This is a genomic window from Streptomyces sp. NPDC031049 (assembly GCF_055571015.1).
Genome location: NZ_JBVIGC010000019.1, coordinates 1 through 24,039, shown reverse-complemented (window position 1 = coordinate 24,039; position 24,039 = coordinate 1). Strand labels below are relative to the sequence as shown.

Sequence of the window (24,039 nt, the reverse complement as noted above, 5' to 3'; positions counted from 1 at the left end):
CGTACGCCCCGGCCCCGGGCGCACCGTCTCCCCCGGGTGACAATGTCCGCGACAGAAGAAGGACGGAGCGCTCGTGCAGTGGACCTTGGTCGTGCCCGTGAAGCCCTTGGCCCGGGCCAAGAGCAGGCTGGCGGACACCGCGGACGACGGGGTGCGGCCGGGGCTGGCGCTCGCGTTCGCCCTGGACACCGTGGCGGCGGCGCTGGCCTGCGCGGCGGTCGGCGATGTGGCAGTCGTCACGGACGACGTCCGGGCGGGTCGGGAGCTGGCGGCGCTGGGCGCGCAGGTGGTCACCGGCGAGCCCGGCGGGGGTCTGAACGCTGCGCTGGCCCATGCCGCGCGGACGGTGCGGTCCTCGCGTCCGGAAAGTCCCGTGGCGGCACTGAACGCCGATCTTCCGGCGCTCCGCCCGGCGGAATTGGGCCGGGTACTGAACGCGGCCGGGCAATTCCCGCGTGCCTTTCTCCCCGATGCCGCCGCAATCGGCACCACCCTGCTGGCCGCTGCCCCGGGCGGTGAATTCCGCCCCGCCTTCGGCCCGGATTCCCGGGCCCGCCACCGTGCCCTGGGCGCGGTGGAACTCGCCCTCGACGCGGTGGATTCGGTACGGCAGGACGTCGACACCGGCGCCGATCTGCGGGCCGCGCTCGCCCTGGGGGTGGGCCCGCACACGGCCGCTGTCGCCGCGCGGTTGCTGATCCCCGGGCAGTAGGCTGCCCTCATGCAGGCGACCGCATACACGTACGACCCGGACAGCCGCAGCGGGCAGGTGCTGCTGGACGACGGCACGCCCGTGCCCTTCGACGCGGCGGCGTTCGACGCGGGCGGCCTGAGACTGCTGCGCCCCGGGCAGCGGGTGCGCATCGAGACGGAGGGCGAGGGCGAGGCCCGCCGGATCACCCTGGTGACGTTGCAGACGCTGTGACCGCCTGCGGATCCGGTGATCCGCATGGAGCCGGTGACCTCCGCACGGAGCCGGTGATCTTCTCCGGGGGCTCCGGGCCGCGGGGCGGCGGCGCCCCGGAACAGGCCGCCCCGGAACAGGCCGCGGGCCGGACTCCGAGAGGGAGTCCGGCCCGGCGCGTGAGTGCCCTGGTGCCCTGGTGCCCGTTACTTCTTGCGGGCGGTGGCCTTCTTGGCGGTGGTCTTGCGCGCGGTCGACTTCTTGGCCGGCGCCTTCTTGGCCGTGGCCTTCTTCGCCGGGGCCTTCTTGGCGGTGGTCTTCTTCGCCGCGGTGGTCTTGGTGGTGGCCTTCTTGGCGGGGGCCTTCTTCGCCGTGGTCTTCTTGGCCGCGCCCGTGGTCTTCTTGGCCGTCGTCTTCTTGGCCGCACCGGTGGTCTTCTTGGCGGTGGTCTTCTTCGCCGCACCGGTGGTCTTCTTGGCGGCGGCCTTCTTGCCCACGGCCTTGGCGATCGACGGGGTCGGTCCGGAGAGGCTGCCCTTGGGGGCCTTCTTGACCGCGATGTCGTTCTTCGGGAGCTTCTTCGAGCCGCTCACCAGGTCCTTGAAGCCCTGACCCGCGCGGAAACGCGGCACCGAGGTCTTCTTGACCCGAACCCGCTCGCCGGTCTGGGGGTTGCGGGCGTAGCGGGCCGGACGGTCGACCTTCTCGAAGGAACCGAAGCCGGTGACCGAGACCCGGTCCCCTCCGACCACGGCGCGGACGATGGCGTCCAGGACCGCGTCGACGGCGTCGGCGGCCTGCTGCCGACCGCCCATCTTGTCGGCAATCGCTTCTACGAGCTGCGCCTTGTTCACGTCTTCCCCTTCGGAGACATTGCCAGAACGAGAATGTTCAAGCTTTTTCGCACGTTAGGCAGATATATACCGCAAATCAAACACGAAACGGGCTAATCACCCTTGTGCCGCAACGGACTCGGCTGTCTCCGCCTGTTCAGCGTTCCTCTTCGGGGAATCGGCCCTCGTCGAGGTCGGCGGTGAACCGCTCCAGACGCCTTGCCGCGTCGGCGAGATCGTGCTTGGCCGCGGCCGTAATGACCAGCAGCTTCCGGGTCAGCGCCATCCGTACGCCCTCCGGGACTTGCAGTGCGCGCACCCGTGAGTGCGCTTCCTTGAGCCGGACCGCGACCGCCGCATAGAGCTCGAGTTGGCCGTCGTGTTCCATGCACAGATTGTGCCATCTGGGGCGAGTTGTCGCCTGCGCAGGGGGCAACTGTCGTCTCGCACGGCCTGCCGCGGGCGCGCTCGCTTCTCCCGCGTACCCCGGCAACCACCGCCGTAACGTGGGCAGTTGCGCTCGCCTCCGGCCGGTCGCGGGCACGCGGGACCCGGAAAACGGCGATACCCCCGATCGGGCTGATCGGGGGTATCGCGGGGGTGTTGGGTGGCCGAAACTCGACCTTGCGCCGGGTGGTTCCGGGCCGGGGCTCAGACCGGGAGCGTCCGCGGCTTGTACGACGGACGCTTCGCCTCGTAGGCGGCGATGTCCGCCTCGTTCCGGAGCGTGATCGAGATGTCGTCCAGGCCGTTCAGCAGCCGCCAGCGGGAGTTCTCGTCCAGTTCGAAGGAGGCGGTGATGCCCTCGGCGCGCACCTCGCGGGCCTCGAGGTCGACCGTGACCTCGGCCGTGGGGTCGGCCTCGGTCAGCTCCCACAGCGCGTCCACGACCTTCTGGTCGAGCACCACGGTGAGCAGGCCGTTCTTCAGCGAGTTGCCGCGGAAGATGTCGGCGAAGCGGGAGGAGATCACGGCTTTGAAGCCGTAGTTCTGCAACGCCCAGACGGCGTGCTCGCGGGAGGAGCCGGTGCCGAAGTCGGGGCCGGCGACCAGGACCGTGGCGCCCTGCCGCTCGGGCCGGTTGAGCACGAACTCCGGGTCCTTGCGCCAGGCCTCGAACAGCCCGTCCTCGAACCCGTCGCGGGTGACCTTCTTGAGCCAGTGGGCGGGGATGATCTGGTCGGTGTCGACGTTGCTGCGGCGCAGCGGGACGGCCCGGCCGGTGTGGGTGGTGAATGCTTCCATGGCTGATCAGACTCCAGCGGGCGTGGGGACGTCGGCGGCGGCGAGGTCGGCCGGGGAGGCCAGGTGGCCCAGGACCGCCGTCGCGGCGGCGACCTGCGGGGAGACCAGGTGGGTGCGGCCGCCCTTGCCCTGCCGGCCCTCGAAGTTGCGGTTGGAGGTGGAGGCGGAGCGCTCACCCGGCGCCAGCTGGTCGGGGTTCATGCCCAGGCACATCGAGCAGCCCGCGTGCCGCCACTCGGCGCCGGCCTCCTTGAAGACCACGTCCAGCCCCTCGGAGACGGCCTGGAGGCCGACCCGAGCGGAGCCGGGGACGACCAGCATCCGTACGCCGTCGGCGACTTTGCGGCCCTTGAGCAGCTCGGCGGCGGCCCGCAGGTCCTCGATCCGCCCGTTGGTGCAGGAACCTACGAAGACCGTGTCCACCTTGATGGAACGCAGCGGCTGGCCGGCCTCCAACCCCATGTACTCCAGGGCCTTTTCGGCGGCGTAGCGCTCCGAAGCGTCTTCGTACGAGGCGGGGTCGGGGACGGACGCCGAAAGCGGGGCACCCTGCCCGGGGTTGGTGCCCCAGGTGACGAACGGGGCGAGTGCGGAGGCGTCGATGACGACCTCGGCGTCGAACTCGGCGTCGTCGTCCGTGCGCAGCGTCTTCCAGTACGCGACGGCCGCGTCCCAGTCGGCGCCCTCGGGGGCGTGCGGGCGGCCCTTGAGGTAGGCGAAGGTGGTCTCGTCGGGGGCGATCATGCCCGCGCGGGCGCCGGCCTCGATCGACATGTTGCAGATGGTCATCCGGGCCTCCATCGAGAGCTTCTCGATGGCGGAGCCGCGGTACTCCAGGATGTAGCCCTGGCCGCCGCCGGTGCCGATCCTGGCGATGATCGCCAGGATCAGGTCCTTGGCGGTGACGCCCTCGGGCAGCTCGCCGTCGACCGTGATGGCCATGGTCTTCGGGCGGGCCATGGGCAGCGTCTGGGTGGCCAGCACGTGCTCGACCTGGGAGGTGCCGATGCCGAACGCCAGCGCGCCGAAGGCGCCGTGGGTGGAGGTGTGGGAGTCGCCGCAGACCACGGTGGTGCCGGGCTGGGTCAGGCCCAGCTGGGGGCCGACGACGTGCACGACGCCCTGCTCCACGTCGCCCAGCGGGTGCAGCCGGACGCCGAACTCCGCGCAGTTCTTGCGCAGCGTCTCCAGCTGGGCCCGGGAGACCGGGTCCGCGATGGGCTTGTCGATGTCGAGGGTCGGGGTGTTGTGGTCCTCGGTGGCGATGGTCAGGTCGAGCCGGCGCACGGTCCGGCCGCTCTTGCGGAGGCCGTCGAAGGCCTGCGGGCTGGTCACCTCGTGCAGCAGGTGCAGATCGATGAAGAGGAGGTCGGGCTCGCCCTCGGCGCGCCGGACGACGTGGTCGTCCCAGACCTTCTCCGCGAGTGTCCTACCCATCGCTTTCCCTCCGGCCGGCGAACGTGCGCCGGCCCAACTAGAGATCTTCAGGAGGCGTCGCCCGCACCCCTTGATTCCGGGCGTCCGCCACCAGGCCCTCACGTCCACGGGCCGCTGTGACTTCGTGACACCAAGGGTGGCGCGTTCCACGGAAAATTGAACTTGCGTTTCACAGAGTGAGACGCGAGTATCGTTGCATGGACAACAGTAGCGGCGTCGGCGTTCTGGACAAGGCGGCACTCGTCCTGAGCGCTCTGGAGTCCGGTCCGGCCACCCTCGCGGGTCTGGTCGGCGCGACCGGACTGGCACGACCCACGGCCCACCGCCTGGCCGTGGCGCTGGAACACCACCGCATGGTGGCGCGCGACATGCAGGGCCGGTTCATCCTCGGCCCGCGCCTGGCCGAGCTGGCCGCGGCGGCGGGCGAGGACCGGCTGCTGGCGACGGCCGGCCCGGTGCTCACCCACCTCCGGGACGTCACGGGCGAGAGCGCGCAGCTCTACCGCCGCCAGGGCGACATGCGCATCTGCGTCGCCGCGGCGGAGCGGCTGTCCGGCCTGCGGGACACGGTCCCGGTGGGCTCGACGCTCACGATGAAGGCCGGCTCCTCGGCCCAGATCCTGATGGCCTGGGAGGAGCCGGAGCGGCTGCACCGGGGCCTCCAGGGCGCCCGCTTCACGGCGACGGCCCTGTCGGGCGTACGGCGCCGGGGCTGGGCCCAGTCCATCGGCGAGCGGGAGCCGGGCGTGGCGTCCGTCTCCGCGCCCGTGCGCGGCCCCTCCAACCGCGTGGTGGCCGCCGTCTCGGTCTCCGGCCCGATCGAGCGCCTGACGCGCCACCCGGGCCGGATGCACGCGCAGGCCGTCATCGACGCGGCCGCCCGTCTGTCCGAGGCGCTGCGCCGCTCCGGCTGAGCCGGTACGGGGACGGGCCGGCCTCAACGCCGCGGCGGGCCCTTCCCCGGCTTCGGGAGCAGGCACCGAACCGATGACACCGCAGGGGGCGTTGCTCCGCTCCCCCGGAACGCCGAAGGCCCCCCGCCTGAGCGAGGGGCCTTTCGATCACGTACCCCCGACCGGATTCGAACCGGCGCTACCGCCTTGAGAGGGCGGCGTGCTAGGCCGCTACACAACGGGGGCGTGGACACTGCGTTTCCGCAGGTCCGAGCTGGTCTACCTGGACTCGAACCAAGACTAACTGAACCAGAATCAGTCGTGCTGCCAATTACACCATAGACCAATGTGGTTTAGACCAGTCAGTACCCCCGACCGGATTCGAACCGGCGCTACCGCCTTGAGAGGGCGGCGTGCTAGGCCGCTACACAACGGGGGCCCTAGCGATCACCTCGTGAGAGGTCACCGTACCCCCGACCGGATTCGAACCGGCGCTACTGCCTTGAGAGGGCAGCGTGCTAGGCCGCTACACAACGGGGGCTTGCGGATGGGATCCGCGATTGCAGATAAGCTCTGCGAGCTGGCCTACCTGGACTCGAACCAAGACTAACTGAACCAGAATCAGTCGTGCTGCCAATTACACCATAGGCCACTGGAACGCAAGCCCCGGAGGGGTTCTTGTTCTAGTAGTGCGCTTCCGGTTCCGGCCTCTCGGCCCGCTCCCCGGCGGCGCAGAAAGAACATTACCCGAAGGTGGACGGGGCTCCAAAACGAGTATCGCCGCCGAGGAGTGCGGGGAGTTCGGCGAGGGACGCGATGCGGCGCGGGCCGCTGGGCGGGTCGACGGCCGCCCGGGCTCCGGCGCGGTCGATCCACACCGACAGCAGCCCGGCGTCGGCGGCGCCGCGGCCGTCGATCTCCGGGTGGTCCCCGACGTACGCGACCTCGTGCGGGGCGAGGCCGAGCGCGTCGCAGGCCGCGAGGAAGGCGGCGGGCTCGGGCTTGGAGACGCCCAGCTCAGCGGCGCACAGGATGGTCTCGAAGCGGTCGTGCACGCCCAGGACGCGCAGCTTGCGGTCCTGGACGGTCAGGCTGGAGTTGGAGAGCACCGCGTGCCGGTGGCTGGCGGCGAGGGCGTCGAGGACCGGCAGGACGTCCGGGAACAGCGACCAGGCGGCCTCGTAGTGGCGCAGGTACCGCGTGAACCAGTCGTCGGCCTCGGCGTCCGTCAGCTCCGGCCGGCCCAGGAAGACCCGGGTACGGTCCCGGCGCTGCGTGACGAAGTCCACCTCGCCGGCGGCGAACCGCGCCCACTGCGCGTCGGTGATCTCCCGCCAGTGCAGCAGGGCCTGCTCGGCGGAGCCGTACCCCTCGAGCAGGCCCTCGGCGGCCAGGTGGGCCCGCATGCCCTCGCGGTCGGCGGTGGTGTAGTCGAAGAGGGTGTCGTCGACGTCCCAGACGACGGCTCTGACCGGCCCGACGGCTCCGGCGGGTGCGGCGGATTCGGCGGCTACGGCGGGTTCGGCGGCAACGGCCCGTTGGACGGATGCGGCCGGCCCGGCGGCTCCGGCCCCTTCGGCGGTGCCGGCCGGCTGGGCGGACGCGGCCCGTCCGGCGGCTCCCTCCGGTTCGGCGGCGCCGGCCCCTCCGGCGGCTCTGGTCGGCATGCCACCGACGGCAGCGGAGCACCAGCGACCTCGTCCGACAGGTTTGAGGTCTGGGATCCAAGATCTACCGAGAGGAACAGGTAAGTGTTCCACGCTGCAACTGGCTCAGTGGCGCGCCCAAGCCCAGCGAGCACGGCACCGTACGTTCCCTTGGCGATGACTACTGGCGACCGTTAGCCGCGCCAGAGACGCACTGCCAAGTCGTCAGGCGCCTGAGACAAGCATCACAAGGTCACCCCTGATGTGCCGCTGGGTAGGCGGGCGCGGGCATTCAGTTACGGCCATACCCATTTTCCCGATGTGCACCCTCGCGGAGGTTCGTAGCAGGGCTGGGCCAGCGGTACCGGAGCAGCCAAAAACGCGACGCACTCGGTGACCTTCGGCCAGCCCACTAACAAGGCCTGCCGCGCACACCCTCCGGGGCACGGAGCGCCGACCGCGACGTGGGCCGCCTCTCGTTCGGTTACGGCCCACCTCGTGCGAGTCGGCCCTTCAGTGCCCAGGACAGGGCGCCGACGCGGAGAGGGCAATCCGTTCGTCCGGCGGGGCGTGCGAACCCGACCCCAGGCCGCGAGGCCCCGAGCTGCGTGTCCCCGCCAGTTCTGACGCGGCCTGCCCAGCGTGGGATGATATGAGTCGACGCAACTCCCGGGCCGGGTTAGCGCCGCACACGTCGTCCGCGTTGCGGATGTTCCGCCTACCACCGCCCCTATGACTCGGCCGCGCCCCGCCTAAGACAGGGCGGATACACGATCCAGCCGTTTCCTCCCGCACGGCTGCTGAAGGTAGGGGGCAAGTCCTACTTGGGACCTGAGCCGATAGTGCGACCGCAGCCGCCTGGGAACGATCACCGCCCCAACGAGGGTTGGCCCCACCATCCACGACGAAGGCGACCGGGCAGGCAAGCTGACTACGGCGACCCCGCGGAGTTCAGACGCACCGCACCCACACACCGCCTCCACTGCCCGCGGCCCGAACCCATCGATTACACACAGTTGACAACAGCGACACGCACCGGAAGGATCACTGGTTGCAACTAGTTGACCATCAGGGGGTAATTTCATGACCAAGAGGATCACGCAGCGCCTCAGTGCGCTCTTCGCTACCAGTGCACTCATACTCGGCGCGTCGCTCACGCTAGGCGCAAACCAGGCAGCAGCCGCCGAGTGGACGTTCAAGAAGAGCGCCGTAGACTCAGACGGATCCTTCACCATCGCTGCCTACAACAACGGCACTTACGCGGGCTTGATGGAGTGGAACGCCGACCCCCTCCAGAACCCAACCATGCCTGGAGACGCGTTCCGGGTTCTCGACCGGCTCTCCGATGGTTGGGGCATGGAGGCCCACATGACCCATCCCGCAACAGGGCGCACTGCAACGACCCGCGGTCACACAGCTGTCTACTACAGCCCGTGGAGCACCGGCAATCTTGCCGAAGGAACAACGGTCTACATCCAGCTCTGTGCGATCAAGGGCTCCTACGTGGAGCAATGCAGCTTTGCCTACTCCGGGCGCGCCTAAGTACACCACCGACGTGACTATATCGCCCACACCGCAATTTGGGCTCCTTAACGCGGGGGATGCTGACCTGCTCGCATGAGACGGCTTCCGGGTACATGTGCACCCGGTAACCCGGTTTGCTTCCCAGCCCCGGTTAGCGTGAACGGTCTGCCGAGAAAGACGGCAGACCGTTCCGCGTGTTCCCTCCAGGCCAAGCACCCGACCGCTGCGCGCCATGTGCGGACTCCACCTGTTGCGGACCGGTAGCGACCTCGCCGGTACCGCGGCCTACGTCAACCGCCGCAACTCGGCGGAGCCCGCACAGCTCAAGCTGGGCCCGGCCTGTCGATCCGTGCTAGGTCGGGCGATGGACAGGCCAGCCTCGGTGCATTACGCCGCCAGCTTCGCCAGTGCCGCGTCGATCCTGGCCAGGGACCTCTCCTTGCCCAGGACCTCCAGGGACTCGAAGAGCGGCAGGCCGACCGTGCGGCCGGTGACGGCGACGCGGACGGGGGCCTGGGCCTTGCCGAGCTTGAGGCCGTGGGCCTCGCCGGCCGCCAGGACGGCCTCCTTCAGGGACTCCGGGGAGGTCCAGTCGGCGGCGTCCAGCTTCTCGCGGGCGGTGCGCAGCAGGGCGTCGCTGCCCTCCTTCATCGCCTTGTTCCAGGAGGCCTCGTCCTCGACGGGCTCCGGAAGGAACAGGAAGTCGACGTTGTCGGTGATCTCCGAAAGGACCTTCACGCGGGTCTGCGCGTGCGGGGCGATCGCCTGCCACTTGGTCTCGTCGAAGTCCTCCGGCGCCCAGGGGGCGAACGGGGCCTTCAGCCAGGGGCGGCAGCGCTCGGTGAAGTCCTTCACGTCCAGCAGCCGGATGTGGTCGCCGTTGATCGCCTCGCACTTCTTCAGGTCGAAGCGGGCCGGGTTGGGGTTCACGTCGGAGATGTCGAAGGCCGCGACCATCTCCTCGATCGTGAAGACGTCCTGGTCGGCCGAGAGCGACCAGCCGAGCAGGGAGAGGTAGTTGAGCAGGCCCTCGGGCAGGAAGCCGCGCTCCCGGTAGAGGTTCAGGCTGGACTGCGGGTCGCGCTTGGAGAGCTTCTTGTTGCCCTCGCCCATCACGTACGGCAGGTGGCCGAAGGCCGGGATCTCCTTGGCGATGCCCAGCTCGATCAGCGCCTTGTACAGGGCGATCTGGCGCGGGGTGGAGGAGAGCAGGTCCTCGCCGCGCAGGACGTGGGTGATCTCCATCAGGGCGTCGTCGACCGGGTTGACCAGGGTGTACAGCGGGGCGCCGTTGGCGCGGACGATGCCGTAGTCCGGGACGTTCTCCGGGGTGAAGGTCAGCTCGCCGCGGACCAGGTCGGTGAAGGTGATCGTCTCGTCGGGCATCCGGAAGCGGACGATCGGCGTGCGGCCCTGGGCCTTGTACTCCTCGACCCGGGCGGCGGTCAGCTCACGGCAGTGGCCGTCGTAGCCGGAGGGCTTCCCGGCGGCGCGGGCGGCCTCGCGGCGGGTGTCCAGCTCCTCCTGGGAGCAGTAGCAGTGGTAGGCGTGGCCGGCGTCCAGGAGCTTCTGGGCGACGTCCTTGTACAGGTCCATCCGCTGCGACTGGCGGTACGGCGCGTGCGGGCCGCCGATCTCGGGGCCCTCGTCCCAGTCGAAGCCCAGCCAGCGCATCGAGTCGAGCAGCTGCCGGTACGACTCCTCGGAGTCGCGGGCCGCGTCGGTGTCCTCGATGCGGAAGACCAGGGTGCCCTGGTGGTGCCGGGCGAACGCCCAGTTGAACAGGGCGGTGCGGACCAGGCCCACGTGGGGGTTACCGGTGGGCGAGGGGCAGAAACGGACGCGTGGGGGTACCCCCTGTCCGAGCGGAGCCGAGGACTTGGGGGAGGGGGAGCCGGGTGCGCTAGCCACGCTTGACAACCTTGTTGGTGAGAGTGCCGATGCCTTCGATGGTGACGGCGACCTCGTCGCCGACGTTGAGGGGGCCGACTCCGGCCGGGGTGCCGGTGAGGATCACGTCGCCGGGCAGCAGTGTCATGGCCTCGGAGACGTTGACGACCAGGTCCTCGATGGAGTGGATCATCTCGCTGGTGCGGCCGAGCTGGCGCTGCTGCCCGTTGACCGTGAGCTGGATCGTCAGGTCGGAGGCGGCGGCGAGGCCGATGTCCGTCTCCACCCAGGGGCCGAGCGGGCAGGAGGTGTCGAAGCCCTTGGCCCGGGCCCACTGCTTCTCGCGCTTCTGCACGTCACGGGCGGTGATGTCGTTGGCGCAGGTGAAGCCGAGGATCACGTCCCCGACGCGCTCGCGCGGGACCTCGCGGCACATGCGGCCGATGACGACGGCCAGCTCGGCCTCGTGGTGCAGCTCCTGCGAGAAGGAGGGGTACTGGATCTCGTCGCCGGGGCCGATGACCGAGGTGGACGGCTTGAAGAAGGCGAACGGGGCGTCGGGGGCCTCGTTGCCGAGTTCGCGGGCGTGCTCGGCGTAGTTGCGGCCGAAGGCCACGACCTTGTTGGGGAGCACCGGCGGCAGCAGCCGGACCTTGCTCAGCGGCACCTTGGTGCCGGAGAGCTCGAAGTCCGCGAACGGGATGCCCTTGATGATGTCGAGGACGAGCTGGTCCGGCTGGTCGCCCTCGACCGCGCCGAAGGCGACGTTCCCGTCGATGGAGAACCTGGCGATGCGCACGGGTTGCTTGGCCCCTTGACTGAAGCGGCTGGAGTCTGACGCTCCAGGCTAACGCGGCAGACCGCGGGCGCCTCGCGCACGACCCGTCGTGGCCCGGCAGGGCCGTTCGCCGGAGCGCGCGGGCGCCCGTGATCTTCTGTGCGGGGCCGGCCCGGTGAACGTGCCGCGGCCGGCGGACGTACTACTCTGCGGCAGAGGCTCCGACGGGGGCTTCCATGAGGACGGTGCGCCGCGGGTTGGCCGTCTGGGCGGGGAGCTCGACGGGGTGCTCCTGCTGCTCCTGCGGGCGCAGGTCGTCGGCGTCGGCCAGGTGCGCCAGCGTCGTGCGTCGCGGGTTGGCGATCTTGCGGAACATCATCGTCGTCTTCACGGTTGTACGAGACCTTGTCGTGTCCGGGCGCCGGGAGCGGGTAAGAGTCGCTGCGGGGGCGCGGGTTGGCAGATGCATCCCTTTTGTAAAGGGTCAGGCTAAACATGCGATTCCCCGCCGAAGCCAGGAGGGGACATGTTCCGGCTGTGAGTTTGCTCACTCAGCAAGGCTCAAACCGGTCAATTCAGACCGCCGACCCACCCCCGCGAAACGGACATCTCACCCCTGAAGCCCGCATTCCGCTCCTGATCATGGCGACTGGGACACCCTCGACCGGTCGACGAATCGCGGACATACGTCCGTTTTGAGGGTGATCACCTTCTACAAGCCGTGACTCGCCCCTCACGTGGTGTCACCTGTGTCACGGCCTGGCCCACGGGCCTTGTTGGAGATCCTGCACTGTGCTGGAATTCCACGGACCGCCGCAGGATCGAGCCGGCGCACAGGGGGCGCAGAGAAGCGCCGAGTGGCGGCAAGAAGGGGGAGTCCAGCGCCGGTCACTCACGACCACCACGGGGGCGTATTCAGGGCGCCCCTATGACGCCGACACCGTGCCTGGCCGTTCACGCGGCAGGGCGCCTGGTCCAGAGGTTGCGACGCTAGTGCAGGGACGTTTCAAGAGGGATGGCAGCGCTTCGGCGGAGCCGGAGCCGCACGGCGGGACTGGCCCCAGGGCCGTCAGCTCCTCGCCCCAGCACGCCCAGAACCAGGGTCCGGCCCCGACCGGTGACGGCGGCGAGCGTTCCGGCCGCCCCGGCCCGTCGAGCCCGTCCGACCCGGCCACGCCGGTGGTGAGGCCGCCGAAGGGCCCGACCGGCCCCGGCTCCCGAATAGCCCTGCGCAACTGGCGGATCTCCACCCGACTCGTGTCGCTGCTCGCGCTGCCCGTGGTCGCGGCCACCTCGCTGGGCGCCCTGCGCATCAACGAGTCGATGGAGAACATCCAGCAGCTCGACAACATGAAGCTGCTGACGGAGATGACCAAGCAGGCGACCGAGCTGGCCGCCGCGCTCCAGGAGGAGCGCGACCAGTCCGCCGGTCCGCTGGCCCACAACTCCAGCGCGAGCGCCATCGCCATCAAGGGCGACCGGGAGAAGACCGACCGGGCCCGGAAGAACTTCATCGATAGTTCCGAGGCGATCGACGCCGCTGGCAAAGAGGGCAACCTTGCCGGTGTCCGTGAAACCGTGGTCGGCCTCGCTGGCGAGCTCAATAACCTCAACAAGATCCGTGCCACCGCCTACGAGGCCGAGGGCAACTCCACCCAGACCGTCGAGGCCTACCACCGCCTGATCACCCACCTGCTCGACCTCTCGCAGGACATGGCGGAGGCCACCAGCAATCCGGAGATGATCCAGCGCACGCGCGCCCTGGCGGCCTTCTCCTCGGCCAAGGAGTACGCCTCGGTGCAGCGCGCGGTGATCGCCGCCGCCCTGCCGGCCAGCAACACCACGTTCGGCAAGATCTCCGAGAACGACCGCCTCTACGGCGAGGCCGCGCTCCAGGGCGAGCGGTCCGACATCCGCGCCTTCACCAGCATCTACGGCAACGGCGCCGAGGACCTGCTCAAGCCCATCGACCAGGGCAACCCGACCATCGAGGCGACCGACGAGTACGCCGGCCGCGCCCTGGCCAGCAAGGACGCGCTGAAGTCCCTGGACAAGCGCTCCTACCAGGACTGGCTGGACGACAGCTCCACCAAGATCCAGCAGATGACGAACATCGAGCGCACGCTGCTGGAGGACATGGAGCAGAAGGCGCGTGAGCTGCGCAGCGCCTCCGAGCGCGAGGCGATCATCTCCGGTGCGCTGATCCTCATCGTGCTCGGCGTGTCGCTGGTCGGCGCCTTCGTCGTGGCCCGCTCCATGATCCGCTCGCTGCGCCGGCTGGAGGAGACCGCGACCAAGGTCGCCTCCGACCGCCTGCCCGAGCTGGTCAAGCAGCTCTCGGAGTCCGACCCGCAGGACGTCGACACCTCCGTGGAGTCGGTCGGCGTGCACTCCCGGGACGAGATCGGCCGGGTGGCCGCGGCCTTCGACGACGTGCACCGCGAGGCGGTCCGCCTCGCCGCCGAGCAGGCCCTGCTGCGGGGCAACGTCAACGCGATGTTCACCAACCTCTCGCGCCGCTCCCAGGGTCTGATCCAGCGCCAGCTCTCCCTCATCTCCGAGCTGGAGTCCCGCGAGGCCGACCCGGACCAGCTGTCCTCGCTGTTCAAGCTCGACCACCTCGCGACCCGCATGCGCCGTAACGGCGAGAACCTCCTCGTCCTCGCGGGTGAGGAGCCCGGCCGCCGGTGGACCCGCCCGGTCCCGCTGGTCGACGTGCTGCGTGCCGCCGCCTCCGAGGTGGAGCAGTACGAGCGCATCGAACTGGCCGCCGTGCCCGCCACCGAGGTGGCCGGCCGGGTCGTCAACGACCTCGTGCACCTGCTCGCCGAGCTGCTGGAGAACGCGACCTCGTTCTCCTCCCCGCAGACCAAGGTCAAGGTCACCGGTCACGCACTGCCCGACGGCCGCGTCCTGATCGAGATCCACGACACCGGTATCGGTCTGTCGCCGGAGGACCTGGCGGCGATCAACGAGCGGCTCGCCTCGCCGCCCACCGTGGACGTCTCCGTCTCCCGCCGCATGGGTCTGTTCGTGGTCGGCCGCCTCTCGCAGCGCCACGGCATCCGCATCCAGCTGCGCCCGTCGGACTCCGGCGGTACGACCGCGCTGGTCATGCTGCCCGTCGACGTCGCCCAGGGCGGCAAGAAGCCGCAGGGCAAGCCCGGTCAGCCCGGTGGCGGCGGCGGTCCGGCCGCCGCGCAGGCCGCGGCCGGTGCCGCGGCGGCCCGCCGGCAGGCGGGCGGTCAGGGCGGCGGCTTCGGCGGCGGCCCCTCCGGTGGCGGCGCCCTCGGCTCCGGCGGGCAGGGCGGTGGCCTGCTCGGCGCCGGGCAGGGGCCGCGTGCCGCGCTGCCCGGCCGGGACGGCGGTGGCCGTCCGGGTGGTGCGCCGGGCGGTGCCCGCGGGCCCCAGGCCCCGGCGGCGCCCCAGCAGCAGAACCGTCCGGCGCCGGCCGGCGCGGGTGCCGCTGCCGGTCAGGCGCCGGGTGCCCCGCAGGGCCTCCAGGCGGCCGGGATGAACGCGCCGCGCAACCAGGGCGAGGACGCCTTCGGCGGCGGCCGTGGCCCGGTGCCCCCGCAGCGCGGGCACCGCAAGGGAGCCGGCAACGGCGACGCCGAGCAGGGCCGCCGCCCGCAGCTGCCGCCCCGCGGCGGGCCGCGGGCCGAGCTGCCCGGCGGCAACCCGCCGCCGCGCACGCCCAGCTGGAGCGACGAGAACGCGCAGCCGTCCGTGCCGCGCGCCTCGCTGGACGCCCCGCGCGGCCACGAGGAGCCGGACGTCTCCCGCACCTCCCGCGCGCCGCGCGTCGACGACCGGCAGGGTCCGGGCGCGACCGCGGAGATCCCGGCGGTGTCCGGGTACGGCGAGCAGCAGGGCCAGGGCCCCGGCGCCACCGCCGAGTTCGCCCGTCCGGACTTCGACGCCCCCGGTGCCGGCGGGCAGCACGGCACCGGCCACTTCGCCCGTCCGGAGCCGGGCTCCCCGGCGGACGCACAGGCCGGCGGTGCCGCGTACGGTGACCGGTTCGGACAGCCGGAGGCCGGCTCCGCGCAGGGCACCGGGCAGTTCGTCCGCCAGGACGTCTTCGGCGCGCCCGCCGGTCAGGGCGGCCGGAACGGTTCCGACGCCCAGGGCGGCCGCGGCGGCCAGAACGGTGTGAACGGTGCGCAGGCCCCGGGCGGTCCGGGACAGTTCGCCGCTCCGCAGGGCTACGACAACGGCTCCACGGGCCAGTTCCCGAGCCCGCAGACGGCGGGCGACGACTTCGGCGGACCGCGCCGGCCGGCTCCCCGGCCGCAGCGTCCCGCGCCCCGCCCGGAGCCCGAGGCCCTGCCGCCGGCGGGTCCCGGGGACGGGCGGACGCCGCTGTACGACACGCTGGAGACGAACTGGTTCCACGGCGACCGCGGGGAGCGGGCGCAGGCGGGCGGTCCGGCTCCGGACCAGGCGCAGCGGCCGCAGGCCGCCTCCGCCGGGCAGGGCCACCCCGCTCCGCAGCCGTCCGCTCCGCAGCGGACCGCCGCCTCCTGGCGCACCTCGCCCAACGACGAGCTCGTCCGGCAGGCCGAGCGGGTCAGGCAGCCGGCGGCCGGCGGGGTCACCACGTCCGGTCTGCCGCGCCGGGTGCCCCGCGCGAACCTCGTGCCGGGCACCGCACAGCAGCAGTCGCACCAGAGCGGTCCGCAGGTCTCGCGCGCGCCCGACGACGTGCGCGGTCGGCTGACCAACCTCCGTCGGGGTATCGCACAGGGCCGTCAGGCCGGTGCCAACCAGACCGGCAGCTTTCCCCGGCCCTCTCACCAGCAGGAGCGTTAGTTGAGTCCGATGAGCCAGGCGGCACAGAACCTGAACTGGTTGATCACGAATTTCGTGGACAACACGCCAGGGGTGTCCCACACCGTCGTCGTGTCCGCCGACGGACTCCTTCTGGCGATGTCGGAAGGGTTCCCGCGCGACCGCGCCGACCAGCTCGCGGCCGTCGCCTCGGGTCTGACCTCGCTGACGGCCGGGGCGTCCCGGATCTTCGACGGCGGCACCGTGGCGCAGACGGTCGTCGAAATGGAAAGAGGCTTCCTCTTCCTCATGTCCATCTCGGACGGCTCGTCCCTGGCCGTCCTCGCCCACCCGGAGTGCGACATCGGCCTCGTCGGCTACGAGATGACGCTCCTCGTCGACCGCGCGGGAGCGGTCCTCACTCCGGACCTGCGCGCGGAACTACAGGGAAGTCTGCTCCACTGATCGGCCCCGGCACCACCCGTCTCACCAAATCACCGTCCGGCCGCCACAATCCCCCCACCGGCCCCGCTAGACGGCACGACTGACCGACCTGCTGTCCCGCCCGGAGGATCCATGACCCCGCCCACCGCCTCTCATGATCCGTACGCGGAGCCGTACGAGGACGAGGGCGACCAGCCGCTGGTACGTCCGTACGCGATGACCGGCGGCCGGACCCGGCCGCGCTACCAGCTCGCCATCGAGGCGCTGATCAGCACGACGGCCGACCCGGCAGCGCTCATGGGGTTGCTCCCCGAGCACCAGCGCATCTGCCATCTGTGCCGTGAGGTGAAGTCGGTCGCCGAGGTCTCGGCCCTTCTCGCGATGCCGCTGGGCGTCGCACGGATCCTGGTCGCGGACCTCGCGGAGGCCGGGCTCGTCGCCATCCACCAGCCGGGCGGCGACGAAAGCAACGGCGGTGCGCCGGACGTGACACTGCTCGAAAGGGTGCTCAGTGGACTTCGCAAGCTCTGACGGAGGCCGGGCGACCACCTCCGCCAAAATCGTGGTGGCCGGCGGCTTCGGCGTCGGCAAGACCACGTTCGTCGGCGCCGTCTCGGAGATCAATCCGCTGCGCACGGAGGCCGTCATGACGTCCGCCAGCGCCGGCATCGACGACCTCACCCACACCGGGGACAAGACGACCACCACGGTCGCCATGGACTTCGGCCGCATCACCCTCGACCAGGACCTGATCCTGTACCTGTTCGGCACGCCCGGCCAGGACCGCTTCTGGTTCATGTGGGACGACCTGGTGCGGGGCGCCATCGGCGCGGTCGTGCTGTGCGACACCCGCCGGCTGGCCGACTGCTTCCCGGCGGTGGACTACTTCGAGAACAGCGGGCTGCCGTTCGTCGTGGCGCTCAACGGGTTCGACGGCCAGCAGCCGTACACCCCGGACGAGGTGCGCGAGGCGTTGCAGATCGGCCCGGACACCCCGATCATCACCACCGACGCCCGGCACCGCGCGGACGCCAAGAGTGCGCTGATCACGCTGGTCGAGCACGCGCTGATGGCCCGGCTGCGCTGACGATCAAGTCGGCAGCGGTGTACGGCAGTTGTCGTAGGCGTTCTGGAGCCGGCTGTGTCCTTTGACACGGTCGGCTCCGGTGTTCATAACGTTTCGGCAGAGGAATCCGGTGGTACCGCCACGCGTCGCGCACATCTGGTCTCGCTGTGCTCACGAACGACCCGCCTTTTGGCGCTCCTCGCTCTTTATGACCGTTTTATCTGGGCCTTACAAGTCCCGTACTGCCGTTTGGAAGAGCGCTGGTCGTCGTGCTGGAATGCCAGAACTGCTCAATGGCCGAAGACGTACTCATCGGTAGCGCGTACTCGAAGGCGCATTGGGCTCTGAGACACTGCGGCACGACGTAGGTGCCGACCGCCGAGAGGTTGTTGGTCGAGTGAGGCGAAGCAAGAACAGTCCCGAGCCGTCGGCCCGGGGCAACTTCACCCCGCCGCCGCGCACAGCGGCGCCCGCCCCCGTGCCAGGTCCGGAACCCACGGCCGCGCCCGCCCCGAGCGGCGGGCGGTTCTCCCCTCGCAACTGGCGGGTGGCGACCCGGCTGAACGCGATCCTGCTCATACCCGTGCTGGTCGGCCTGGTCATGGGCGGCTTCCAGGTGAAGAGCTCGATCGACACCTGGCAGGACGCCGAGGACGCCGAGAAGACCGCACGCCTGGTGCAGGCGTCCCTCACCTACGCCAACGCCCTCTACGTCGAGCGCGACACCTCCGCCGCCCCGCTGCTCCAGGGCAAGCGGGACGACAAGACCGTCACCCAGGTCCGCGCCGCCACGGACCAGGCCGCCGACGCCTTCGACGAGGCCGCGCAGGGCATGCCGGACAAGGCCGGTCTGGAGCGCCGCCTGAAGCTCTTCCGGGAGCAGGAGCCCAAGCTCCAGTCGCTGCGCGAGGCCGCCTACACGAGCAAGCTCAAGGGCGTGGAGACCCAGGAGGGCTACGTCCAGATCGCCCACCCGCTGATGGAGTTCGCCAACGAGCTCGGTCTGGGCACGGGCAACATCACCTCCTACGGCCGTACGGTCTACGCGATATCCCTGACCAAGGCCGCGCTCTCCCTCCAGCGGTCCATCGGCACCCAGCTGCTGGTCAAGCCGGGCCCGGAGCCCAGCCACCTGGCCAGCCAGCGCGTCGCCCTCTCCTCCTACGCCTACCTCGAGCGCATCGCCATCGAGGAGTACATCGGCGGTGGCACCGAGGAGGACGCCCAGAAGCTCGAGGACGCCGAGGAGAAGCTCAAGGAGGACGGCGCGGCCATGGCCAAGGAGGCCAAGGCCAAGGACCCGGACTACGTGCCGCCGCCGGCCAACCCGACCACGATGGTCACCGAGGTGGCCCGCCTTCAGTCGACGGACCCGGGCGCGCGGGCGGCCCTGGCCGAGAAGGGCATCACTCCCGAGAACTGGTGGGCGGTCAACACCCTCAAGTTCGACGCCTACCGCACCATCGAGTCGGACCTCGCCGACAAGGCGGTGACCGAGGCGGCGCAGATCGCCGACGACGCCGAGCAGGACGCCTACATCACCGGTGCCATCGTCGTGGTCGCGCTGCTCGCCGCGTTCATCCTGGCCGGCATGGTGGCCCGCCAGATGAGCCGCTCGATGCGCCAGCTGCGCAACGCCGCGTTCGGCATCGCCGAGCAGCGTCTGCCGATGCTGGTCGACCAGCTCTCCCGCACCGACCCCGGCCGGGTCGACACCCGGGTGGCGCCGATCCCGATCACCTCGACCGACGAGATCGGCGAAGTCGCCCGCGCCTTCGACCAGGTCCACCGCGAGGCGGTCCGGCTCGCCTCCGAGCAGGCCCTGCTGCGGGGCAACATCAACGCGATCTTCACCAACCTCTCGCGCCGCAACCAGTCGCTGATCGAGGGCCAGCTGACCCTGATCACCGACCTGGAGAACAACGAGGCCGACCCGGACCAGCTGGAGAACCTCTTCAAGCTGGACCACCTGGCGACCCGTATGCGCCGCAACGGCGAGAACCTCCTCGTCCTCGCCGGCGAGGAGCCCGGCCGCCGCTGGGATCAGCCGGTCCCGCTGGTCGACGTGCTGCGCGCCGCCTCCTCCGAGGTGGAGCAGTACGAGCGCATCGAGCTGTCCGGTGTGCCGGACGCCGAGATCCACGGCCGCGCCGTGACCGACCTCGTGCACCTGCTCGCCGAGCTGCTGGAGAACGCCACCACCTTCTCCTCGCCGCAGACCAAGGTCCGGGTCACCGCGACCCGGCTGCCGGACGGCCGCGTGATGGTCGAGATCCACGACAAGGGCATCGGCCTGACCGCCGAGGACTTCGCCGACATCAACCACAAGCTGGCCAACCCGCCGACCGTGGACGCCGCGATCTCGCAGCGCATGGGCCTGTTCGTGGTCGGCCGGCTGTCCGACCGGCACGGCATCCGCGTCCAGCTGCGCCCCTCCGGCGAGCAGGCGGGCACCACCTCGCTGGTCATGCTCCCGGACGCCATCACCCACGGCGGTGGCGGCGAGCAGCAGATGGAGCGCGACGAGTTCACCGTCTCGCAGATCATCCCGGAGCAGCACTTCCCGGGCGGCGAGGACTTCAGCCAGCCCATGCGGACCGCCGCCGAGCTGGGCTTCGACGACAGCCGCTACGCGGACGTCCCCGACGACATCCGTGAGCTGGACCCGGTCGGCCGGTCCCTGATGCGCGAGGAGCGCCGCGCGGCCCTGGAGGCCCAGACGCACGGCCAGCCCCCGGCGCTGGACCAGGGCGGCCCCGGCGAGGACGGGACGACCGGCTTCCAGGACCAGTTCACCGGCCGGCAGCCGGCCTACGGCGACCAAGGCCAGGGCGGCTACCAGGAGCAGCAGACCGGCGGGTACGACCGTCCGGAGGCGTACGAGGAGCACCAGCCGTCGTACGACGCGGGGCAGCAGCAGGCGTACGAGGAGCAGTACTACGCGCCGAACGGCAACGCCCCCCAGGGCGACGCCTACGCGAACGGCGGCGGCTACCCCGACCCCTCCTCCTTCGGCGCCGAGCCGGTCCAGGAGCAGCACGGCGCGCCGGAGGGCTTCCCGGCCTTCGGGCAGCGGCGCCAGCAGGACGACTGGCCGCAGCAGGACGGCTACCAGAACGGCTACCCCGCCCAGTACCCTGCGGATGCTCCGGAAACGGAGTCCGCGCAGGCCGCTGACGTGAACGAGGCGGACCGCGTAGGCTTCGACCGTTCGGGACCGGCCCCCACCGCAGGGCACGAGCTGACCGACGCCGGGCTGCCGCGCCGCGGGTCCACCGCGAGCGGACCGGGCGATGCGCGGCACGTGCACCACGAGGCGCCGGCCCCCGCGCAGGAGAGCAACGGGAGCAACGGCGACAGCGGCTGGCGTTCGGCGAACGACGACCGCTGGCAGCAGGCCTCGGCGTTGCGGAAGCCGAAGGCGGGCGGGGTGACCTCCTCCGGCCTGCCACGGCGGGTGCCCAGGGCCAACCTGGTCGAGGGTTCCGCCGAAACCACCCCCCAGGGGGGCCCACAGGTCTCCCGTGCCCCGGAGGACGTCCGGGGCAGGCTGAGCAACCTGCGGCGCGGCGTCCAAAGAGGCCGCACCGCAGGCAGTGAAACGAACGGCCAGGGCTTCGGTCCTGACAGCACCTACAACCAGGAGCGTTAGTGTGAGCCCGATGAGCCAGGCGGCACAGAACCTGAACTGGTTGATCACCAACTTCGTGGACAACACCCCGGGGGTGTCCCACACGGTGGTGGTCTCCGCCGACGGACTCCTTCTGGCGATGTCCGAAGGCTTCCCGCGCGACCGCGCCGACCAGCTCGCGGCCGTCGCCTCCGGTCTGACCTCGCTGACCGCCGGTGCCTCGCGCATCTTCGAGGGCGGCAGCGTGAACCAGACGGTTGTGGAGATGGAGCGGGGATTCCTCTTCATCATGTCCATCTCCGACGGTTCTTCGCTCGCCGTTCTTGCACACCCGGAGGCGGACATCGGCCTCATCGGGTACGAGATGGCCCTTCTGGTGGACCGTGCCGGTACGGTCCTCACGCCGGACCTGCGCGCCGAGCTCCAAGGGAGCCTTCTCAACTAACGGGCAGACGGTGCGTTTTGGCGTCCCGGGGCCGTAAGGTTTCGGGACGCGGCTCCACAGTGATGGGTGCCAGGCACAGTCGGAGGAGGAGAAAGTGGCAACACCCCCAGGCGGTTCGTCTTCGGGCAACTGGTCGTACGGCCCTGGCCAGGGTCCGAACGACGGCTCGTCGAACCCGTACGGCTACCCCTCCACGCCCAGCCACCGGCAGCCGTACGCGCCGCAGGGTCCCGGATCCTCGCCGTACGACCAGCCGCAGGCACCGCGCATCCAGCCCGTGCAGCCGCAGCGCCGCACCCCCGAGCCGGCGCCCTCCGGGGCGTCGAACAACAACCCCCTGGTGCGTCCGTACGCCATGACGGGCGGCCGTACCAGGCCGCGGTACCAGCTCGCCATCGAGGCGCTGGTGCACACCACCGCGCAGCCGCATCAGATGCAGGGCCAGCTGCCCGAGCATCAGCGGATCTGCAACCTCTGCCGTGAGATCAAGTCGGTAGCCGAGATCTCGGCCCTTCTGACCATCCCTCTCGGCGTGGCCAGGATCCTCGTCGCCGACTTGGCGGAGGCGGGCCTGGTCGCCATCCATCAGCCCGGCGGCGACGAGAACGCCGGCGGCCAGCCAGACGTGACACTGCTCGAAAGGGTGCTCAGTGGACTTCGCAAGCTCTAGCGGCGGTCCTTCCCGCTCCACCACCTCCGCGAAGATCGTGGTGGCGGGCGGCTTCGGCGTGGGCAAGACCACGTTCGTCGGCGCCGTCTCGGAGATCAACCCGCTGCGCACGGAGGCCGTCATGACGTCTGCTTCGGCGGGCATCGACGACCTCACCCACACCGGGGACAAGACGACCACCACGGTCGCCATGGACTTCGGCCGCATCACGCTCGACCAGGACCTGATCCTGTACCTGTTCGGCACGCCCGGCCAGGACCGCTTCTGGTTCATGTGGGACGACCTGGTGCGGGGCGCCATCGGCGCGGTCGTGCTGGTCGACACGAGGAGGCTCGCCGACTGCTTCCCCGCCGTCGACTACTTCGAGAACTCCGGGCTGCCGTTCGTGATCGCCCTGAACGGCTTCGACGGCCAGCAGCCGTACACGCCGGACGAGGTCCGCGAGGCCCTGCAGATCGGCCCGGACACGCCGATCATCACCACCGACGCCCGGCACCGGGCGGACGCGAAGTCGACGCTGATCACTCTCGTGGAGCACGCGCTCATGGCCCGCCTCCGGTAACACCCCACCGGGTTCGGTGCAACGCCCCCTGCGGCCACTGAGGCTGCCGGGGGCCGTTGTGTGCCGGGGTGCGGGTCGAGTGTGGCTGGTCGCGCAGTTCCCCGCGCCCCTGGAGGGGCGTTGCCCCGACGGACGTCGACGAGGCGCACGCTGGTCACGGGAAAGGCCCCCTCTGGTGAGGGGGCCTTTTCGGTGGGGTCAGCGCCAGCTGTGCGGGGCTCGGAAGCCCGGTTCGCGTTCCAGGCGGCGCCAGCCCGCGCGGACGCGGCCACGGTGGGCCGGGGCGGTCTCTGCGGGCCGGGCGGCGGCACGGGCCAGCAGGATCGCCGTGATCGCGGCGACTTCCTCGGGCTCGGCGTGGCCCTTCTCGACGCGGATGTCAGGCAGGGACATGCGACAGGCTCCTCAGGGTCACTGCGGCGGGTTGCCGTGCTTGCGGGACGGCAGGTCGGCGTGCTTGGTCTGGAGCATCGCCAGGGACTTGACGAGCACCTCGCGGGTCTCGGCGGGGTCGATGACGTCGTCGACGAGGCCGCGTTCGGCCGCGTAGTACGGGTGCATCAGCTCCGCCTTGTACTCCTTGACCATCTTCTGCCGCATCGCCTCGGGGTCCTCGGCCTCGGCGATCTGACGGCGGAAGATGACGTTGGCGGCGCCCTCCGCGCCCATCACGGCGATCTCGTTCGTCGGCCAGGCGTACGTCAGGTCCGCGCCGATGGACTGGCTGTCCATGACGATGTAGGCGCCGCCGTAGGCCTTGCGCAGGATCAGCGAGATGCGGGGGACGGTGGCGTTGCAGTAGGCGTAGAGGAGCTTGGCGCCGTGGCGGATGATGCCGCCGTGCTCCTGGTCGACGCCGGGGAGGAAGCCGGGTACGTCGAGGAGGGTGACGATCGGAATGTTGAACGCGTCGCACATCTGGACGAAGCGTGCGGCCTTCTCCGAGGCCTCGATGTCGAGGACGCCGGCCAGGGTCTGCGGCTGGTTGGCGATGATGCCGACGACCTGGCCGTCGAGGCGGGCCAGCGCGCAGATGATGTTCCGCGCCCAGCGCTCGTGGACCTCGAGGTACTCGCCGTCGTCGACGACCTCCTCGATGACCTTGGCCATGTCGTAGGGCCGGTTGCCGTCCGCCGGGACGAGGTCGAGGAGGACGTCGGAGCGGCGGTCGACGGGGTCGGTGGCCTCCACCCGCGGGGGGTTCTCCCGGTTGTTCTGCGGGAGGAGGGAGAGCAGGTAGCGGACCTCGGCGAGGCAGGTCTCCTCGTCGTCGTAGGCGAAGTGACACACACCGGAGG

21 protein-coding genes, 5 tRNA genes and 1 pseudogene are annotated in these 24,039 nt (G+C 70.6%); 12 read left to right on the top strand and 15 right to left on the bottom strand.

What is annotated here, in order from left to right; translation table 11 throughout:
• The first annotated feature begins 73 nt into the window (after nt 1-73).
• Both cofC and ACZ45Q_RS27470 read left to right on the top strand, forming a co-directional pair.
• Complete coding sequence (gene cofC, locus ACZ45Q_RS27475) at nt 74-712, top strand: 2-phospho-L-lactate guanylyltransferase (RefSeq protein WP_468266110.1); 639 nt, start codon at nt 74-76, stop codon at nt 710-712.
• 9 nt (nt 713-721) lie between these two features.
• Nucleotides 722-925 carry a hypothetical protein gene (locus ACZ45Q_RS27470; protein WP_468266108.1) on the top strand — a complete coding sequence of 68 codons (204 nt, stop codon included), beginning with the start codon at nt 722-724 and terminating at the stop codon, nt 923-925.
• Between the two features lie 185 nt (nt 926-1,110).
• Here ACZ45Q_RS27470 and ACZ45Q_RS27465 read toward each other — a convergent pair whose 3' ends face one another.
• The 4 genes from ACZ45Q_RS27465 to leuC all read right to left on the bottom strand — a co-directional run bounded on the left by ACZ45Q_RS27465 (nt 1,111) and on the right by leuC (nt 4,419).
• Nucleotides 1,111-1,758, bottom strand: a complete 648-nt coding sequence (locus ACZ45Q_RS27465; RefSeq protein WP_468266106.1) for an HU family DNA-binding protein — start codon at nt 1,756-1,758, stop codon at nt 1,111-1,113.
• Between the two features lie 136 nt (nt 1,759-1,894).
• Nucleotides 1,895-2,125, bottom strand: a complete 231-nt coding sequence (locus ACZ45Q_RS27460) for an SCO5555 family protein (protein ID WP_468266104.1) — start codon at nt 2,123-2,125, stop codon at nt 1,895-1,897.
• A gap of 263 nt (nt 2,126-2,388) precedes the next feature.
• Nucleotides 2,389-2,982 carry a 3-isopropylmalate dehydratase small subunit gene (gene leuD / locus ACZ45Q_RS27455; protein ID WP_468266102.1) on the bottom strand — a complete coding sequence of 198 codons (594 nt, stop codon included), beginning with the start codon at nt 2,980-2,982 and terminating at the stop codon, nt 2,389-2,391.
• Nucleotides 2,983-2,988: 6 nt separating this feature from the next.
• Nucleotides 2,989-4,419 carry a 3-isopropylmalate dehydratase large subunit gene (gene leuC / locus ACZ45Q_RS27450; RefSeq protein ID WP_468266100.1) on the bottom strand — a complete coding sequence of 477 codons (1,431 nt, stop codon included), beginning with the start codon at nt 4,417-4,419 and terminating at the stop codon, nt 2,989-2,991.
• 197 nt (nt 4,420-4,616) lie between these two features.
• Here leuC and ndgR point away from each other — a divergent pair, with 197 nt between their 5' ends.
• Nucleotides 4,617-5,333 (top strand): IclR family transcriptional regulator NdgR, encoded by a 717-nt coding sequence (gene ndgR, locus ACZ45Q_RS27445; protein ID WP_009320373.1) that lies wholly within the window; start codon nt 4,617-4,619, stop codon nt 5,331-5,333.
• A 152-nt stretch (nt 5,334-5,485) separates the two neighbouring features.
• Here ndgR and ACZ45Q_RS27440 read toward each other — a convergent pair.
• The 6 genes and pseudogenes from ACZ45Q_RS27440 to ACZ45Q_RS27415 form a co-directional block, all read right to left on the bottom strand.
• Nucleotides 5,486-5,558 (bottom strand) — tRNA-Glu (locus ACZ45Q_RS27440).
• A 28-nt stretch (nt 5,559-5,586) separates the two neighbouring features.
• Nucleotides 5,587-5,658: transfer RNA gene (locus ACZ45Q_RS27435), tRNA-Gln, on the bottom strand.
• Between the two features lie 20 nt (nt 5,659-5,678).
• Nucleotides 5,679-5,751, bottom strand: a tRNA-Glu gene (locus ACZ45Q_RS27430).
• Between the two features lie 29 nt (nt 5,752-5,780).
• Nucleotides 5,781-5,853, bottom strand: a tRNA-Glu gene (locus tag ACZ45Q_RS27425).
• A 39-nt stretch (nt 5,854-5,892) separates the two neighbouring features.
• Nucleotides 5,893-5,964 (bottom strand) — tRNA-Gln (locus tag ACZ45Q_RS27420).
• 91 nt (nt 5,965-6,055) lie between these two features.
• Nucleotides 6,056-6,784: pseudogene (locus ACZ45Q_RS27415) on the bottom strand (HAD family hydrolase); the annotation flags it as partial.
• A 1,257-nt stretch (nt 6,785-8,041) separates the two neighbouring features.
• On the opposite strand from ACZ45Q_RS27415, the gene ACZ45Q_RS27410 reads away from it, so the two are divergent.
• Nucleotides 8,042-8,500: a hypothetical protein gene (locus ACZ45Q_RS27410; protein ID WP_468266098.1), complete on the top strand. Its 459-nt coding sequence runs from the start codon at nt 8,042-8,044 to the stop codon at nt 8,498-8,500.
• Between the two features lie 369 nt (nt 8,501-8,869).
• Here the strand turns inward: ACZ45Q_RS27410 and gltX are convergent, their stop codons facing one another.
• From gltX to ACZ45Q_RS27395, 3 genes are all read right to left on the bottom strand, one after another.
• The gene (gene gltX, locus ACZ45Q_RS27405; protein ID WP_468266096.1) at nt 8,870-10,393 is read right to left on the bottom strand and encodes a glutamate--tRNA ligase; all 1,524 of its coding nucleotides are present in this window, start codon (nt 10,391-10,393) and stop codon (nt 8,870-8,872) included.
• The gene (locus tag ACZ45Q_RS27400) at nt 10,386-11,171 is read right to left on the bottom strand and encodes a fumarylacetoacetate hydrolase family protein (RefSeq protein WP_468266094.1); all 786 of its coding nucleotides are present in this window, start codon (nt 11,169-11,171) and stop codon (nt 10,386-10,388) included. Before ACZ45Q_RS27400 ends, gltX begins: the two co-directional genes overlap by 8 nt.
• A gap of 181 nt (nt 11,172-11,352) precedes the next feature.
• Nucleotides 11,353-11,541 carry a hypothetical protein gene (locus ACZ45Q_RS27395; protein ID WP_468266092.1) on the bottom strand — a complete coding sequence of 63 codons (189 nt, stop codon included), beginning with the start codon at nt 11,539-11,541 and terminating at the stop codon, nt 11,353-11,355.
• A gap of 602 nt (nt 11,542-12,143) precedes the next feature.
• Here ACZ45Q_RS27395 and ACZ45Q_RS27390 point away from each other — a divergent pair.
• The 8 genes from ACZ45Q_RS27390 (at nt 12,144) to ACZ45Q_RS27355 (ending at nt 22,741) form a co-directional block, all read left to right on the top strand.
• Nucleotides 12,144-15,965: a sensor histidine kinase gene (locus tag ACZ45Q_RS27390; protein ID WP_468266090.1), complete on the top strand. Its 3,822-nt coding sequence runs from the start codon at nt 12,144-12,146 to the stop codon at nt 15,963-15,965.
• Between the two features lie 9 nt (nt 15,966-15,974).
• Nucleotides 15,975-16,388: a roadblock/LC7 domain-containing protein gene (locus ACZ45Q_RS27385; RefSeq protein WP_468266088.1), complete on the top strand. Its 414-nt coding sequence runs from the start codon at nt 15,975-15,977 to the stop codon at nt 16,386-16,388.
• Between the two features lie 111 nt (nt 16,389-16,499).
• Nucleotides 16,500-16,898 (top strand): DUF742 domain-containing protein, encoded by a 399-nt coding sequence (locus ACZ45Q_RS27380; RefSeq protein ID WP_200262880.1) that lies wholly within the window; start codon nt 16,500-16,502, stop codon nt 16,896-16,898.
• The gene (locus ACZ45Q_RS27375; protein ID WP_161225507.1) at nt 16,879-17,454 is read left to right on the top strand and encodes a GTP-binding protein; all 576 of its coding nucleotides are present in this window, start codon (nt 16,879-16,881) and stop codon (nt 17,452-17,454) included. Before ACZ45Q_RS27380 ends, ACZ45Q_RS27375 begins: the two co-directional genes overlap by 20 nt.
• 376 nt (nt 17,455-17,830) lie before the next feature.
• On the top strand, nt 17,831-21,085 hold the full coding sequence (locus tag ACZ45Q_RS27370; protein ID WP_468266086.1) for a sensor histidine kinase: 3,255 nt from the start codon (nt 17,831-17,833) through the stop codon (nt 21,083-21,085).
• A gap of 10 nt (nt 21,086-21,095) precedes the next feature.
• The gene (locus tag ACZ45Q_RS27365; RefSeq protein ID WP_004983065.1) at nt 21,096-21,509 is read left to right on the top strand and encodes a roadblock/LC7 domain-containing protein; all 414 of its coding nucleotides are present in this window, start codon (nt 21,096-21,098) and stop codon (nt 21,507-21,509) included.
• 94 nt (nt 21,510-21,603) lie between these two features.
• On the top strand, nt 21,604-22,179 hold the full coding sequence (locus ACZ45Q_RS27360) for a DUF742 domain-containing protein (RefSeq protein WP_468266084.1): 576 nt from the start codon (nt 21,604-21,606) through the stop codon (nt 22,177-22,179).
• Nucleotides 22,160-22,741 carry a GTP-binding protein gene (locus ACZ45Q_RS27355; RefSeq protein WP_114255509.1) on the top strand — a complete coding sequence of 194 codons (582 nt, stop codon included), beginning with the start codon at nt 22,160-22,162 and terminating at the stop codon, nt 22,739-22,741. Before ACZ45Q_RS27360 ends, ACZ45Q_RS27355 begins: the two co-directional genes overlap by 20 nt.
• Nucleotides 22,742-22,939: 198 nt before the next feature.
• On the opposite strand, the gene ACZ45Q_RS27350 is transcribed toward ACZ45Q_RS27355, so the two are convergent.
• Together ACZ45Q_RS27350 and ACZ45Q_RS27345 are read right to left on the bottom strand one after the other, a co-directional pair.
• Complete coding sequence (locus ACZ45Q_RS27350) at nt 22,940-23,134, bottom strand: acyl-CoA carboxylase subunit epsilon (protein ID WP_468266082.1); 195 nt, start codon at nt 23,132-23,134, stop codon at nt 22,940-22,942.
• A gap of 18 nt (nt 23,135-23,152) precedes the next feature.
• The coding region (locus ACZ45Q_RS27345) for an acyl-CoA carboxylase subunit beta (protein WP_468266080.1) at nt 23,153-24,039 on the bottom strand (887 nt) is incomplete at its 5' end.